Source organism: Elioraea sp., from assembly GCF_051860475.1.
Lineage (GTDB): Bacteria > Pseudomonadota > Alphaproteobacteria > Acetobacterales > Acetobacteraceae > Elioraea.
On sequence record NZ_JBHYDW010000115.1, the window covers coordinates 1 to 14,869 of the forward strand.

Below are 14,869 nucleotides of genomic sequence, written 5' to 3' on the forward strand. Positions count from 1 at the left end.
GAGGAAAGGTGACATACCAGCCGCGCGAAGGTTCATCCTTCGTGCGGCTGGTATGGCGCGTCAGCCCGACACGGCGCGCGCAAGCGCGCCGAGGTCGGGCGAGGTGTCGAGTGCCTCGACCGCGGCGACGAGCGCGTCGATATCGTCGCGCGGACGGCGGGCGGCGGCGAGACACACGGCTGCCTTCGCGATCCGCGCGTCGCGCGAGAGCGGATTGGCCGGGCTGCCGAGTGTGTGCTCGACCGTGACGCGTGCGGTCGTGGCGTGCAGCACCTCGACCGTCTGCGGCACGACCGCGTTCGGGTCGGGGTTGTCGTCCTGGATCAGCTGCACCTTGGCGGCGAGCGCGAGCGTCTCGGCGGACGTCAGCCGTGCCGGCGTGAAGTCAGCGAGCCCGACACTGCCGAAGCGCAGCGTGGTTGCGGCGACGAAGGGCAGGCAGAGCCGCGCATAGTTGGGCGTCAGATCCTCGCGCAAGGGGCGGCCGACCAGGCGCATCGCCAGCGGCGGCAGATGCAGCCGCACCTCGCGCACCGATGCCGGATCGATCGGTTCCGCCGCGCGCAGGCGTTGCAGCCCGTCGATCACCGGATGCGTCAGCCGCCCCGAGGGAAACGGCTTGTGCGACAGCGCCTCGACCTGCCAGGCGCGCCCGAGCGCCGCGAGCCCTGGCGCGAGGTCGTGTTCGGGCTCGGTCATCGCCAGGAAGCCCGACATGCCGGTCAGCCAGGCCTCGGGCCCGCGCGCGCCGGCCTCGGCGAGATCGGCGGCGCGCAGCCCGGCGGCAGCGGCGAAACCCATCTGCACCGCGAGCGCCATGCCGCCCTCGTGATGCGCCTGCATCGTTCCGGGAATCTGGCCGAGCAGCAGCCCGGCGCCGGCCGTGCCTGCCGCAAGATCGAACCCGCGCAGCCGCGCGACCGCTCCGTAGGCGCCGAACATGCCGGCCGTGGCGGGTCGGAAGAAGCGCATCGGGCCGCGCGACGCGGCGCCGATCGTGCAGGCGAGGTCGAGCCCGAACACGACCGCCGAGACGAGCCGCGCGCCGCTGATACCGCCTTGCCGCTCCGCCTCGGCGAGTGCGGCGGCGAGCGTCGGCGTCATCGCATGCACCACGGCCGCCTCGTGGATTGCGTCGAACTCCAGCGCATGCGCCTGGAACGCATTCACGAATGCCGCCTGCGCCGCGGGCAGGCGCGCGCTCTCGCCCCACACGGTCGCGTCCGCACCCGCGCCCCAGCGCGACGCCGCGGCGATGATGCCGGGCTGATCCTCGTGCGCCGCGCCGGCGATGCCGACCGCGAGCGTGTCGAGCACGAACACGCGCGCCGCCTCGCGCGCTGCCGGCGGGATCGCGTCGTCGGGCGTCTCCAGCACATGGCGCAGCAGCGCGCGCTCGGGCTCCGCCGTCATCGCGCGATGCTGGAGCGGCGCACGCGTCCGGTCAATCCGCACCCGTCTTGCCGCGCCCGGCATCTGCGCCGACACTCGCGCCCGCACCGCGCACGAGGCCCGACCGCTCCATGTCCGCACGCCACGACCCGATCGCGTTCGAGCTGTTCCGCAACGCGATCTTCTCGATCGCCGACGAGATGGCGCTGACCGTCTTCCGCACCACCTATTCCGGCGTGCTCAAGGACAACATGGACTACTCCACCGCCTTCGCCGACGCGAACGGGCGTCTGGTGGCGCAGGGGCTGACGCTGCCCGGACATCTCGGCTCGATCCCGACCGCGCTCGAGAGCGTCATGCGCCATTTCGGCGAGTCCATGCATGAGGGCGACATCTACTGCCTGAACGACCCGTTCGACGGCGGCATGCACCTGCCCGACATCTTCGTCTTCAAGCCCCTCTACCATCAGGGCAGGCGCCTCGCCTTCGCCGCGACCGTCTGCCACCACACCGATGTGGGCGGGCGCGTCGCCGGCTCGAACGCCTCGGACTCGACCGAGATCTACGCCGAAGGGCTGCGCATCCCGCCGCTCAAGCTCTACGACCGGGGCGTGCGCAACGAGACGCTGATGGCGATCATCGAGCGCAACGTCCGCCTGCCGGTCCGGCTGTTCGGCGACCTCCGCGCCCAGCTCGCCGCCTGCCACATCGCCGAGACCCAGTTCGCCGAACTCGTCGCCCGCTACGGCGCCGAGACCGTCACCGGCTACATGGAGGAGGTGATCGACTATGCCGAGCGGTTGACGCGTGCGGCGCTAGCCGAGCTGCCGGACGGCGAGTGGTCGTTTGAGGACTGGATCGACGACGACGGCGTGGATGTCGGCAAGCCGATCCGTCTGTTCGTCACGCTGAAGAAGCACGGCGGACACATGGTGGTGGACTGGACCGGCACCAGCCCGCAGGTGAAGGGCGCGATCAACAACACGCTCTCCTTCACCAAGGCGGCCTCCTACACCGCCGTGCGCTCGGTGCTGCCGGCAGGGATCCCGAACAACGAGGGCGTGTTCCGCGCGATCGAGGTGATCTGCCCGCCCGGCACGGTCGGCAACGGCGTGCTGCCTGCCGCCTGTGCGGCGCGGGGCCTGACCGGCTTCCGCATGACCGACTGCGCCTTCGGCGCGCTGGCGATGATGCTGCCCGACCGCGTCTTCGCCGCCGGCGACGGCGGCAACACGGGAATCTCGATCGGCGGCTGGGATGCCGAGCGCAACCCCTTCATCTATGTGGACTTCACCTGCGGCGCCTGGGGTGCCCGGCCGCGGGCCGACGGGCTGGACGGCAACAGCCACATGTTCGCCAACATGGCCTCGCACTCGGTCGAGGTGACGGAGGCCGAGCAGCCGATCCAGCTGCTCGCCTATGAGTTCGTGCCCGACAAGGCGGGGGCCGGCAAGTTCCGCGGCGGCGTGCCATTCCGCCGCGACTACCGCTTTCTCGAGGAGGAGGGCACGTTGCAGGTACGATCCGACCGGCGCGTGCACCGACCCTTCGGCCTCTACGGCGGCAGCCCCGGCGCGCCGTCGGAGAACACGCTGAACCCGGACGCCGAGGCCGAACCCCTACCCTCCAAGCTGACCATGACCATCCGCCGCGGCCAGGTGTTCCGCCACGTGCTCGCCGGCGGCGGCGGCTGGGGCGACCCTCTGGAGCGCGATCCGGCGCTGGTGCTGCGCGACGTGCGCAACGAACTCCTCTCGGTCGCGCGTGCCGCCTCCGACTACGGCGTGGTGATCGAGGACAGCGCCGTCGATGCCGCGGCGACCGAGCGCCTTCGCGCCGAGTTGCGCCAGCGCCGCGGCTGGGAGGCACCGCCCAAGGTGCAACGCACCGATCCGCTGCCGCGGGCGGCGGAGTGACGCGCGTGACGACGTGGCGTGTCGGTGTCGATATCGGCGGCACCTTCACCGACATCGTGCTGCTCGGCACGGACGGGACCGTGCACACGAAGAAGATCTCGTCCAGCGTCGATGATTACGCCCGCGCGATCGTCGAGGGCCTCTCGGAACTCTTTGCCGAGACCGGCATCGCCGGCGGCGCAATCGAGGAGATCCGCCACGGCACCACCGTCGCCTCCAACGCGATCCTCGAACACAAGGGCGCGCGCACCGGGCTGATCACGACCCAGGGCTTCCGCGACGTGCTGGAGATCCGCACGCTGCGCATGCCGCGCCTCTACGACATCGCCTGGGAGAAGCCGCCGCCGCTGGTCGAGCGCCGGCTGCGCCGCGTGGTGGACGAGCGCATCGACGCGCACGGCCGGATCGAACGCATGCTCGATCCAGCCGAAGCCAAGACGGTGGTGCGCGATCTGATCGCGGAGGGCGTCGAGGCGATCGCGATCTGCCTGCTGCACGCCTACGCCAACCCGCTGCATGAGGCCATGCTCGCCGACATCGTGCGGCGGGTCGCGCCCGATCTGCCGCTCTCGGTCTCCTCCGAGGTGCTGCCGGAGATCAAGGAGTACGAACGCACCTCGACCACCGTGATCAACGCCTATGTCATGCCGATCGTCGCGCGCTACCTGCGGAGCTTGCGCAGCGGGCTCGATCGCGCGGGCGTGCCGGCGCGGCTCCTGCTGATGCAGTCGAATGGCGGGCTGATGGCGTCCGAGGCCGCTTCCGCCAAGCCGATGCACATCATCGAGTCCGGCCCCGCCGGCGGCGTGATCGGCGCGCAGGCGCTGGCACGCGCGAAGAGCCTGCCCGACATCATCACCTTCGACATGGGCGGCACCACCGCCAAGGCCGCCACCGTCGAGGGCGGGCATGTCGCGCGCGCGGCCGAATACTCGGTCGGTGCAGGCATCATGGTCGGCTCGCGGCTGCTGACGGGTGCGGGCTATCTGCTGAAGGTGCCGGCGATCGACCTGGCCGAGGTCGGCGCCGGCGGCGGCTCGGTCGTGCGCGTCGATGCCGCGGGCGGCGTGCAGGTCGGCCCCGACAGCGCCGGCGCCGTGCCGGGTCCGGTCTGCTACGACCAGGGCGGCACCGAGCCGACCATCACGGATGCGAACGTGATCCTCGGCTACCTGAACCCGCGCCACCTGGTCGGCGGCGCGGTGGCGCTGAATGCCGCGCGCGCGGTTGCCGTGTTCGAGCAGAAGGTCGCGCGCCCGCTGCGGCTCGAGCTCGCGCGCGCGGCCCACGGGGCGCATCTGATCGCGGCCTCGAACATGATCCGCGCGATCCGCGCCGTCTCGACCGAGCGCGGACGCGATCCGCGCGGCTTCGCGCTGTTCGCGTTCGGAGGGAACGGCCCGCTGTTCGCCTGCGGCATGGCTGAGCAGCTCGGGATGCGGCGGATCGTCGTACCGCCCTCGCCCGGGCTCTTTTCGTCCTTCGGGCTGCTCTACGCCGACACTGAGCATCACTACGCGCGCAGCTTCCGCCGGCTCACCCACGCGATGGATCTCGCCGAGCTCAATGCGGCATGGGATGCGCTCGCGGCCCTGGCGATCGAGCAGCTCGCGGCGGAGGGCTTCGCGGGCCCCTCCGCGCGGGTGACGCGCGCGGCGGCGTTGCACTATCACGGCCAGAGCTTCGATCTCAGCATCCCCGTCCCCGACGGCCGACTCGACGAGACTGCACTGCGCCATCTGGAGGAGGCGTTCGGCGTCGAGCACGAGCGCACTTACGGGCATCGCGCCGGCGCGGACGAGCCGGTGGAGCTGGTCTCGATCCAGGTGGTCGGGCTCGGGCTGCGGCCAAACAGCGCGCTGCCCGAGTACACCACGGCGGCGCGCAGCGAGCCGGCGATCGCGCCGCGCCGCGCCTATTTCGGCCCTCAGGTCGGCTGGATCGAGACGCCCGTGCTGCGCCGCGCCGATCTCGCTTCCGAACGCGCAGGGCCGCTCATCGTCGAGGAGTACGATGCCACCTGTCTCGTGCTGCCCGGCTGGCGCGCACGGCTGGATGAGACCGGCAACATCGTGATCGAGCGGTAGCGCACTATCCGCGCGCGGTGCGCGGCAGCCACAGCGCGATGTCGGGCCAGACGACCAGCAGCGCGATCATCGCGATCAGCGTCAGCACGAACGGTGCGGCCCCGAGCATCACGTCGTCGATCCGTCCACGCTGGCGCAGTCCCTGCACCACGTAGAGGTTGATGCCGATCGGCGGCGTGATCATCGCCGTCTCCATCAAGAGCATGATCAGCACGCCAAGCCAGACCGGATCGAACCCCGCGCGCACCAGCACCGGCACGATGATGGGGACGGTCGCGACCATCATCGACAGCGTCTCCATGAACATGCCGAGCACGAGGTAAAAGCCGATCACGACGAGCAGCAGCTCGAACCGCCCGAGGCCGAGTTCGGTGATGCTGCGGTTCACGAGCGCGGTGAGCCCGATCGAGGTGATCACGAAGTTCAGGAAGTAGGCGGCGATCAGGATCGCCATGATCATCGCGGTGGTGCGCATCGTGCCTTCGAACGACTCGCGCAGCACGCCCCAGGTCAGACGCCGCTTCCAGGCCGCGACCGCAAGGGCCGCCAGCACGCCGAGGGCAGCCGCCTCGGTTGCGGTCGCAAGCCCCGCATAGATCGAGCCGACCACGGCGAGGAAGATGAACACCGGCGGGATCAGGTCCGGCAGCGACCGCCAGCGCCCTTCCCAGCTCGTCGGCACGCGCTCGCCGTCGAGCCCCGGCCGCACCAGACAGACGATCAGCACGGTCAGGCTGAACAGCGCGGCCAGCATGACCCCCGGCAGGAGCCCGGCGAGATAGAGCGCGGGGATCGAGGTCTCGGTCAGCACGCCATAGACGATCATGTTGATCGAGGGCGGGATCAGGATGCCGAGCGTGCCGCCGGCGGCGATCGTGCCGAGGAAGAGCCGCTCGTTGTAGCCCCGCCGCTCGATCTCGCCGAGCGCGACCGTGCCGATCGTCGCGGCGGTCGCCACGCTCGAGCCGGAGGTGGCGGCGAACAGTCCGCAGGCGGCGATGTTGGAGTGCATCAGCCCGCCCGGCAGCCACGGCACCCATTGCACCAGGGCGGCGTACATCCGCTCGGCCGAGCCCGAGCGCAGCAGGATCTCACCAAGCAGCACGAAAAACGGGATCGCGACCAGCAGGAACGAGTTCGAGGTGGACCAGGCCAGCTCGCCCATCGCGAGATGCAGCGGGAAGCGCGCGTAGATCTCGCCGAGCGCGAGGCCGAGCACGCCGAGCGCCGCCGCGACCGGAATCCCGGCGCCCAGCAGCCCAAGCAGGATCAGGATGGTGGTGGGGATCATCGCGGCCGCGCCGTCACCGCCGCCGCTCCGCGGCGCGGACCTCCTCGGCCACCTCCTCGGCGCTGGAGCGTGTGCCGATCATCGCGCTCGCCCCGGCACGGTTGCCGCGCACGACGCGGGCGAGTGCCGCGATGAACAGGGCCACGCCCACCAGGATGAACATGGCAAGCCCGATCAGCCAGATCGCCTGCGGGATGACGAGCGGCGTCTCGAGCGCCGACTGGCTGCGCGAACCGGACACCCAGGACTGCTGGAACACGCCCATCCCGTGCCAGAACACCAGCGCGAAGAAGCCGACCAGCAGGACGAGGCCCGCGAAGTCGAACAGGATCCGCATCGGCGTCGGCAGAAGCATGTAGAGCGAATCGATACGGATATGGCCACGGTCGAGCAGCGTCGCCGCGAGCGCCCACACCGTGCCGATCGCGAGCGCATAGCCCGCGAGCTCGTCCGCGCCGCCGATCGAGACCACGAACACCTTGCGCAGGAACACGTCGATGCCGATCAGGACGGCGGCGAGCAGAACCAGCGCGCCGCCGAACCACAGCCCCGACCGGGCCAGCACGGCAAGTCCGGTCATCACGCGGGTCACGCGCCTGCTCCGTGCCGAAAGGAAGGATCGCCGGTCCGGCAGTGCGTCGCCGGACCGGCGTTACGAACGATCAGGGAACAGGCGCGGTCAGGCCGAGCGCCTTGCCCACCGTGTCGTTCCACTCCCGCGTGCATTCGGCGCCGCAGCGGCGGGCCCAGTTGGCGAGCACCGCGCCCTCGACCAGGCGCTTGTGCACTTCGGCCTCCGCGGGCTTCACCGGCACCTCGGTCATGTTCGCCGGGCGGCCCATGGTGCAAGGGCCGCGAGCAAAGTTGCAGTTGTCGGCCTGCGCGTCGGCGGCCTTCAGCGTCTGCCACATCTTGTCCTCGTAGGCCTTCACCTGCTCGAGGAAGAACTGCTGCACGCGCGGCTCGAGCCGGTTCCAGGTGGTCAGGTTGACGGCAAGGACGTTGATGCTCCAGCCGAGTGACATCGGGTAGATCGACTTCGATACCTCCGGCCAGCGCGCAGTGTTGCCGGACAGGCTGCCGGTGACGGCGCAATCCACCACGCCGCTGTTGAGCGCCGGCACCACCTCGGCGAAGGCCATGCTGACCGCGGTTGCGCCAATGCCCTGGAGGAAGTCGCGCATCGTGTTGTTGAACACGCGGATCTTCTTGCCGCGCAGGCCCTCGAGCCCACTGATCACGTCACGGCACCAGAACACCTGCGGCGGGTTGCCGCCAAAGGCGAGCAGCTTCGCGTTCCAGTTGCGCTGCATCTGCCGGTCGATGATCGGACGCCAGGCGTCGCAGGCCGCGCGCGCCCTGTCGGCATCCAGCGTCAGTCCGGCGAGGTCGCAGCCCTCGAACCGCGCGTCGTCGCCGGCCATCTTGGAGATATCCATGCCGGCGAAGTCCATCACGCCGAGCCGCAGCAGGCGCAGCATGGTGCGATCATCGATCCCCATCTGGTCGAGCGGAGTGATGTCGACGGTGATGCGGCCGTTCGAGGCGCGCGGAATGGTCTCGCGCCAGAACGGCACCTCGTCCACGGTCGATGCCACGGTGGGGCTGTTGAGCCCGATCGCCTTGAACTGGAGCTGCGGCAGCTCCTGCGCCACCGCGGCGAAAGGCTGAAGCCAGAGCGCGGCCACTGCCGCACCCAACAGGTTGCGCATCCTCATGCGAGCCTCCCGTTGCTGAGGGTTCGTCCAAGGCGCCAGCACCTGCGGGCGCATCGGGCACCCCTCCCTGAAGGATCGTTGCATTGCTTCGGCGCCGTCGGCAAGGCACTCCGTCGCGCGGCGCGGGTTTCCAACCATGCCGTCCCGTCGCAGACTTGCCCCGTACCGCCATCACGGATCAGGCCGTTGCCCTCCATCGACATCTCCTCCCGCCCCGTTCGTGTCGCGGTCGACATCGGCGGCACCTTCACCGACCTGCAGATCTTCGACGCGCGCACCGGCCAGGTGCACGCATGGAAGACGCCGACCACACCGGCCGATCCCTCGCTCGGGCTGATGACCGGGCTTGGTGAGGCAGCCGCGCGGTTCGGGTTCGCGCTCGCCGAGATCGGCCTGCTGCTGCACGGCACGACGATCGCGACGAACGCGGTGCTGGAGCGGCGGCTCGCCCGTGGGGTGTTGGTCAGCACCGCCGGGTTCGAGGACGTGCTGGAGATCAACCGGCACGTCCGGCGCGACATCTACGGCCTCGCCCCCGATCCGCTGCCGACGCTGATCCCGCGCGATCGCCGCCTCGGCGTCATCGAGCGGATGCGCGCGGACGGCACAGTCGAGACCGCGCTCGACGTGGCCGCGCTGCCGGCGCTCATCGAGCGGATCGCCGCCCTCGGTGCCGAGTGCGTCGCCGTCACGCTGCTCAACAGCCACGCCAACCCCGCGCATGAGCGGCTGCTCGCGGCGCGGATCGCGGCCGCGCTGTCCGATCTGCCGGTGTCGATCTCGGCCGACGTGTCGCCCGAGATCCGCGAATACGAGCGGACCTCGACCACCGTTCTGAACGCGCTGCTCGTGCCGGTGGTGCGTGCCTATCTCGAGCGGCTGGAGCGCCGCGTCGGCGAGGACGGGTTCAGCCCGGCGATCTTCCTGGTGCAGTCGAACGGCGGCGTGTGCAGCCTGCGCACGGCCGCCGAACAGCCCGCGCGGCTGCTGCTCTCGGGCCCTTCGGGGGGCGTGCTCGCCGCTTCGCGCATCGCGGCGCTGATCGGACGGCCGGATCTGGTCGCGGTGGACATGGGTGGCACGAGCTTCGATGTCTCGGTGATCCGCGGCGGGCGCGGCTCGATCATCACCCAGGGCGAGATCGACCGGCTGCCGGTGCGCCTGCCGATGGTGGAGATGCGCACGATCGGCGCCGGCGGCGGCTCGATCGCCGCAGTCGATGCCGGTGGGCGGCTGACCGTCGGGCCGCGCAGCGCCGGCGCGACACCTGGCCCGGTCGCCTATGGCCGCGGCGGCACCGAGCCGACCGTGACCGACACCAATCTGGCGCTCGGCCGGATCGATCCGGAGTATTTCCTCGGCGGCACGATGCCGCTCGACACGAAGGCCGCGCGCACCGCGATCGCGGAGCGGGTCGGCGCGCCGCTCGGGCTCGGGCTGGAGCCGGCGGCGGAGGGCATCCTCGCCGTCACCAATGCCGGGCTCGGCGCGGCGATCCGGCTGTCGCTGTTCGAGAAGGGGCTCGATCCGCGCGACTTCGCGCTGCTGTCCTTCGGCGGCGCGGGCGGGCTGCACGCGACCGATGTCGCGGCCGAACTCGGCATCAGCGAGGTGGTGTTCCCGCGCGATCCAGGCACGCTGTCGGCCTACGGCATCCTGTTCGCCGATCTGGCGCAGGATCTCGCCCGCTCGCGCCTGCTCCGCGCCGAGGCAGCGCAACTCGCCGCGATCGCCGAGGCGGTCGCGGCGCTGCGGGCAGAGGCGGAGGCGCGGCTCGCCCGCGACGGCGTGGCGGCGTCCGACCGGCGGATCGAGATCGCCGCCGACATGCGCTACCACGGCCAGGCCTTCGAGCTCCTGATCCCGTGGGGCGAGATCGCCGCGCCGGACGCGGCCGCGCTCGCCCGCCTGGTCGAGGACTTCCACGCGACCCACCGCCAGCGCTTCAGCTACGCCAATCCCGGCGACCCGGTGGAGATCGTCACCCTGCGCGCGACCGCGATCGGCCTTCTGCCCAAGCCGGAGCCGGGCGCGATCGCCGCTGGCACGCGGCCCGCGCGCTAGGGCAAGCGCCGCGCCTTTGCGGCCGGCGCGTGGCACCATCTTCCGGTCTTGGACCGCGAGGCGCTGCCGCCCGATCTGGTCATCGAGGGCCCGGCAATCGTCGAGGAGCCGTTCGCGACGCACTGGATCGGCCAGGGCTGGCGCGCGCGGCTCGGTCCCGCCGGCAGCCTGATCGCCACACGCGAACCGAACGGAGAAGTGCCGTGAGCCCGCTCGGGCCCATCGAGATCGAGGTGATCCGCAACGCGCTGACCGCCGCGGCCGCCGAGATGGACGTGACGATCTGGCGCACGAGCCGCAGCACGATCGTGCGCGAACTGCTCGACTACTCCACTGCCGTGTTCGACGCCGACGGCAACAACGTTGCACAGTCCGCACGCATCCCGCAGCACCTGAACTCGATGGGGGCTGCGCTGCGCACGCTGCTCGACGATTTCGTCGATCCGGACACGTGGGGCCCGGACGATGTGGTCGCGACCAACGACCCCTATTGCGGCGCGCAGCACCTGAACGACGTGCTGGTGTTCAAGCCCGTGTTCCACGACGGCCAGCGCGTGGCCTATGTCGGCGCGCTCTGCCACCACATCGACATGGGCGGCCTGGCGCCGGGCAGCTACGCCGCGACCGCGACCGAGATCTTCCAGGAGGGCCTGCGCATCCCGCCCGTCAAGCTGATCGAGGGCGGGGTGCTCAACCGCGCGGTCTGGGCGATCATCGGCCAGAACGTGCGCAAGCCGGCGCTGATGCTGGGCGACCTGCAAAGCGAGCTCGCGAGCCTGGAGGTCGGCGCGGCGGCGATCCACCGCCTCGCCGATCGCTACGGCGCCGAGGCCCTGATCGAGGCCTGCCGGCGCATCCTCGACATGAGCGAAGGGGCGATGCGCGCCGCGATCCGCGCCATGCCCGACGGCACCTACGCGTTTGAGGACTTCCTTGACGACGACGGCGTCAGCGGCGAGAGGGTGCGTCTGCACGCCGCCGTCACCATCGCCGGCGACGAGATCACGGTCGATCTCTCCGGCTGCGCCGAGCAGCAGGCTGGGCCGGTGAACTGCACGCCGGCGATGTCGAACTGCGCCGTCTACTACGCCGTGATCGCCGCAACCAACGGGTCGGTGATGGCGAATGCCGGCTGCTACCGCCCGGTTCGGATCATCTCGCGGCCGGGCAGCGTCGTGAACTGCCGCGCCCCCGCCCCGGTCGCACACCGCGTCGCGACCACGCATCGGCTCGCGAACGTGCTGTTCGGCGCGCTGCACCAGGCCCTGCCCGACCGCATCCCCGCGGCCTACTACGGCGGCAGCTACGTCGCGACCTTCCAGACCGTTGCCGAGGACGGAGGCCGCGAGGTGCTGGTCGAGATCGAAATCGGCGGGACGGGCGGGCACCCGGCGAAGGACGGCGTCAACGCTTGGTCGTTCGGTATGCACAACAACGCCAATATCCCGATCGAGATGATCGAGGCGACGATGCCGCTCTCGATCACGCGCTACGGGCTGCTGCCGGACTCCGGTGGCGCGGGCACGTTCCGCGGCGGGCTCGGCCTGGTGCGGGAGTGGCGCGTCGAAAGCCGCTCCTGCGTGTTCACTTCGAACATGGACCGGTTCCGATTCCCGCCCTACGGGCTCGCCGGCGGCAAGCCCGGCAGCCTCGGGAACCTCACGCGCGTACGCGACGGCGTCGAGACGCCTATCGGCCCGAAGAGCGACGGCGTCGTACTCAGGCGCGGCGACATCGTACGGCTGGAGACGTCGGGCGGCGGCGGGTTCGGCGATCGGGCCCGCCGCGATCCGACCGCAGCCGCGCGCGATCGAGCTCTCGGCTACGTCACGGATTGAGCCTCAGGCGATCTCGCGCTCCTCGCGCAGCGCGCGGACCGCACTGCGGAACGCCTCGACCGTGCGTTCCAGATCGTCCTCGCCATGCGCCGCCGAGGCCGGCCCGCCCGGCCAGGGCGCGAAATCCACCCCGCGCGTGCGCATCGCCAGCAGCAGCTTGGTCACGGTCTGGTTGCCGCGCGGGATCTTCAGGTCGGCATAGGCCAGCGCCAGCGGATCGAAGTTGCGCGGCCCGATCGCGAGCCCCGTCGGGTTGACGAACACATGCGTGCCGGTGTGCGTGCCGTATACCGCCCAGGGCACGCCCTCCTCGGCGAGCACGTCGTTCAGCGCCGCGCGCAGCCGAGCGGCATAGGCGTGGGTGCGCGCGACCGCGTCGGTGTCGCGGATCATCTCCAGCGTGGCGATCCCGGCCGCGGCTGAGAGGGGGTTGGCGTTGTACGTGCCCTGATGCGGGATCTTCTCCACCCCGCGTGCGGCGGCGCGCTCGGGGTCGAGCAGTTCGAGCAGGTCGCGCCGCCCGACCACCGCGCCGCCAGGCAGGCCGCCGGCGAGGATCTTGGCGAGCGTCGTCAGGTCGGGGCGGATGCCGAGCGCCTCCTGCGCGCCGCCGCGCGACACGCGGAACCCGGTGACGACCTCGTCGAACACCAGAACGATGGCGCGGCGCGTCGTCTCCTCGCGCAAGCGCCGCACGAAGTCGGGGCGCAGCGGCACCTGACCATAGCTGGACCCGGTCGGCTCAAGGATCGCGGCGGCGATGTCCCCACCCGCCTCGTCCAGCAGCGCCACGAGCCCGGCCTCATCGTTGGGATCGACGAACACGACGTTCTCCGCCAGTGCGTCGAGCACGCCCGGGGTCGGCGTGCCGTCGAAATGATTCGTCACGCCGAACGCCATGTGGTCGTGCCAGCCATGGAAATGCCCGCGCAGGCGGAGCAGCTTCCTCCGCCCCGTGGCAGCGCGGGCAAGACGCAGCGCCATCAGCGTCGCCTCGGTGCCGGAGCTCGTGAAGCGCACCATCTCCGCGCTCGGCACCAATTCCTGGATCAACTCGGCCCAGCGGTTCTCCAGGGCATGGTTGGCGCCATAGTGCGTGCCTCGTGCGAGCTGTTCCGCCACCCGCGCCGTCACCGCCGGGTGCGCATGGCCGAGGATCAGGGCACCGTGGCCGCCCGCGTAGTCCACGTACTCGTTGCCGTCCACGTCCCACTTCCGTGCGCCCTCGGCCCGCACGATCGCGAGCGGATGCGGTCGCACGTAACGCGAATCGTGCGTCACGCCGCCGGGGAACAGGCGCTGCGCGGTAGCGTAATTCTCGGCACTTCCCGGCGTGCGTGCGATGAAGGCGGCGACAATCGGCGAGTTGGTCGGCGGCATGGCGTTCATGATCTGGCTCCCGCGGGGACGCGAGAGCGTGGCGCGGTGTGGCACGCTTGTCCATCCGGGTCGGTGCGGGCAGTCTCGGTGCGGCAACGGGAGGAGCGCGGATGGGCCGCATGAAGGGGATTGTCGTCTGCCCGCAACCGCGTGCCGCGGATGTCGGGGCGGAGGTGCTGCGCCGCGGCGGCACGGCGTTCGATGCCGCTCTCGCGACCGCGTTCTGCCAGATGGTGCAGGACCCGTTCATGTGCGGCATCGGCGGCATGGGCACACTGCAATACCTGCGCCCCGCCAGCGGCGAGCACGGCATGATCGACTTCCACACCCGTGCGGGATCCAAGGTGACACCGGGGATGTGGGAGGCCGAGAGCAGGGGCCGCTCGGAGATCTCGGGCTACGCGCTGTTCAACGATTTCCGTGCCGAGCTCGGCTACACCGCGATCATGACGCCCGGCACGGTCGCCGGCTTCGCACGCTTCCACGAGCGCCTCTGCACCTGGAACTGGGCCGACCTGCTCGCGCCCGCCATCCGCATGGCGCGCGAGGGCGTGCCGGTCGCCTCGTTCCTGCACGACTTCCTCACCCGCAAGCCGATGCCCGGCCTGCCCACGGGGCGGCAGCGCGTTGCCACTACGCGCGCCTGCTCTGCGCTCTATCTGAACGAAGCCGGCGAATTCCACGAGATCGGCGAGACGATCCGCCACACCGAGATGGCCGACACCTTCGAGCGGCTCGCGCGCGCTGGTGCGCAGGACTTCTACACCGGTGGGATCGCCGCGCGGATCGCCGAGGATCTCCACCGCAACGGCGCCTTTGTCACGGCCGAGGACCTGGCTGGCTACCGAGTGCGTGAGAGCGCACCGGTGATCGGCACGTATCGCGGCTTCACCATTGCCTCGAACCCTCCGCCCGGCTCGGGTGCAGTGCTGGTCGCGATGCTGAACATCCTCGAGCAGTTCGATCTCGGCGAGACCCCCGGCAGCGTCCGCCATCTCGACCTGGTCGCGCGGGCGATGGCGGCCGCGCACGAGGACCGTGAGCGCGAGTTCGGCGATCCGGAGTTCATTCCCGTCGCGGTGGAGGAGATGACCTCGAAGGCGCGGGCGGCCGCGTGGGCGTGGCGGGTCCGCGACGGCGGGCTGCCCGGTGGGCACACACGCGCACCCCCCGCCGGCCCCAC

The 14,869-nt window shown here is 70.9% G+C and carries 10 protein-coding genes and 2 pseudogenes; 6 read left to right on the forward strand and 6 right to left on the reverse strand.

Annotated elements, in window-relative coordinates; translation table 11 throughout:
- Nucleotides 1-60 precede the first annotated feature (60 nt).
- Nucleotides 61-717: a hypothetical protein gene (locus ACTIFU_RS17490; RefSeq protein ID WP_439579611.1), complete on the reverse strand. Its 657-nt coding sequence runs from the start codon at nt 715-717 to the stop codon at nt 61-63.
- Nucleotides 691-1,476 (reverse strand): annotated as a pseudogene (locus ACTIFU_RS17495) (MmgE/PrpD family protein); the annotation flags it as partial. The pseudogene ACTIFU_RS17495 and the gene ACTIFU_RS17490, both read right to left, overlap by 27 nt.
- A 47-nt stretch (nt 1,477-1,523) precedes the next feature.
- On the opposite strand from ACTIFU_RS17495, the gene ACTIFU_RS17500 reads away from it, so the two are divergent.
- Complete coding sequence (locus ACTIFU_RS17500; protein WP_439579602.1) at nt 1,524-3,308, forward strand: hydantoinase B/oxoprolinase family protein; 1,785 nt, start codon at nt 1,524-1,526, stop codon at nt 3,306-3,308.
- Between the two features lie 5 nt (nt 3,309-3,313).
- The gene (locus ACTIFU_RS17505; RefSeq protein WP_439579603.1) at nt 3,314-5,395 is read left to right on the forward strand and encodes a hydantoinase/oxoprolinase family protein; all 2,082 of its coding nucleotides are present in this window, start codon (nt 3,314-3,316) and stop codon (nt 5,393-5,395) included.
- A gap of 4 nt (nt 5,396-5,399) precedes the next feature.
- Here the strand turns inward: ACTIFU_RS17505 and ACTIFU_RS17510 are convergent, their stop codons facing one another.
- The 3 genes from ACTIFU_RS17510 to ACTIFU_RS17520 form a co-directional block, all read right to left on the reverse strand.
- Nucleotides 5,400-6,686, reverse strand: a complete 1,287-nt coding sequence (locus tag ACTIFU_RS17510) for a TRAP transporter large permease (RefSeq protein WP_439579604.1) — start codon at nt 6,684-6,686, stop codon at nt 5,400-5,402.
- A 13-nt stretch (nt 6,687-6,699) separates the two neighbouring features.
- Nucleotides 6,700-7,278 carry a TRAP transporter small permease subunit gene (locus ACTIFU_RS17515; RefSeq protein WP_439579605.1) on the reverse strand — a complete coding sequence of 193 codons (579 nt, stop codon included), beginning with the start codon at nt 7,276-7,278 and terminating at the stop codon, nt 6,700-6,702.
- 70 nt (nt 7,279-7,348) lie between these two features.
- The gene (locus ACTIFU_RS17520) at nt 7,349-8,404 is read right to left on the reverse strand and encodes a TRAP transporter substrate-binding protein (protein WP_439579606.1); all 1,056 of its coding nucleotides are present in this window, start codon (nt 8,402-8,404) and stop codon (nt 7,349-7,351) included.
- A gap of 186 nt (nt 8,405-8,590) precedes the next feature.
- Here ACTIFU_RS17520 and ACTIFU_RS17525 point away from each other — a divergent pair, with 186 nt between their 5' ends.
- From ACTIFU_RS17525 to ACTIFU_RS17535, 3 genes and pseudogenes are all read left to right on the forward strand, one after another.
- Nucleotides 8,591-10,468, forward strand: coding sequence for a hydantoinase/oxoprolinase family protein (locus ACTIFU_RS17525; RefSeq protein ID WP_439579607.1), 1,878 nt, complete (start codon nt 8,591-8,593; stop codon nt 10,466-10,468).
- Between the two features lie 12 nt (nt 10,469-10,480).
- Nucleotides 10,481-10,675, forward strand: a pseudogene (locus tag ACTIFU_RS17530) (hypothetical protein); the annotation flags it as partial.
- The gene (locus tag ACTIFU_RS17535) at nt 10,672-12,306 is read left to right on the forward strand and encodes a hydantoinase B/oxoprolinase family protein (RefSeq protein WP_439579608.1); all 1,635 of its coding nucleotides are present in this window, start codon (nt 10,672-10,674) and stop codon (nt 12,304-12,306) included. The pseudogene ACTIFU_RS17530 and the gene ACTIFU_RS17535, both read left to right, overlap by 4 nt.
- A 3-nt stretch (nt 12,307-12,309) precedes the next feature.
- Here ACTIFU_RS17535 and ACTIFU_RS17540 read toward each other — a convergent pair whose 3' ends face one another.
- Nucleotides 12,310-13,695 carry an aspartate aminotransferase family protein gene (locus ACTIFU_RS17540; protein ID WP_439579609.1) on the reverse strand — a complete coding sequence of 462 codons (1,386 nt, stop codon included), beginning with the start codon at nt 13,693-13,695 and terminating at the stop codon, nt 12,310-12,312.
- Nucleotides 13,696-13,805: 110 nt separating this feature from the next.
- Here ACTIFU_RS17540 and ACTIFU_RS17545 point away from each other — a divergent pair.
- Nucleotides 13,806-14,869 (forward strand): gamma-glutamyltransferase (locus ACTIFU_RS17545; RefSeq protein ID WP_439579610.1); only part of this gene is annotated, 1,064 nt, incomplete at its 3' end.

Coding starts and splice junctions, on each gene's coding strand:
- ACTIFU_RS17510 (WP_439579604.1), bottom strand. CDS start 6,686: ATGATCCCCACCACCATCCTGATCCTGCTTGGGCTGCTGGGCGCCGGG.
- ACTIFU_RS17520 (WP_439579606.1), bottom strand. CDS start 8,404: ATGAGGATGCGCAACCTGTTGGGTGCGGCAGTGGCCGCGCTCTGGCTT.
- ACTIFU_RS17490 (WP_439579611.1), bottom strand. CDS start 717: ATGTCGGGCTTCCTGGCGATGACCGAGCCCGAACACGACCTCGCGCCA.
- ACTIFU_RS17500 (WP_439579602.1), top strand. CDS start 1,524: ATGTCCGCACGCCACGACCCGATCGCGTTCGAGCTGTTCCGCAACGCG.
- ACTIFU_RS17540 (WP_439579609.1), bottom strand. CDS start 13,695: ATGAACGCCATGCCGCCGACCAACTCGCCGATTGTCGCCGCCTTCATC.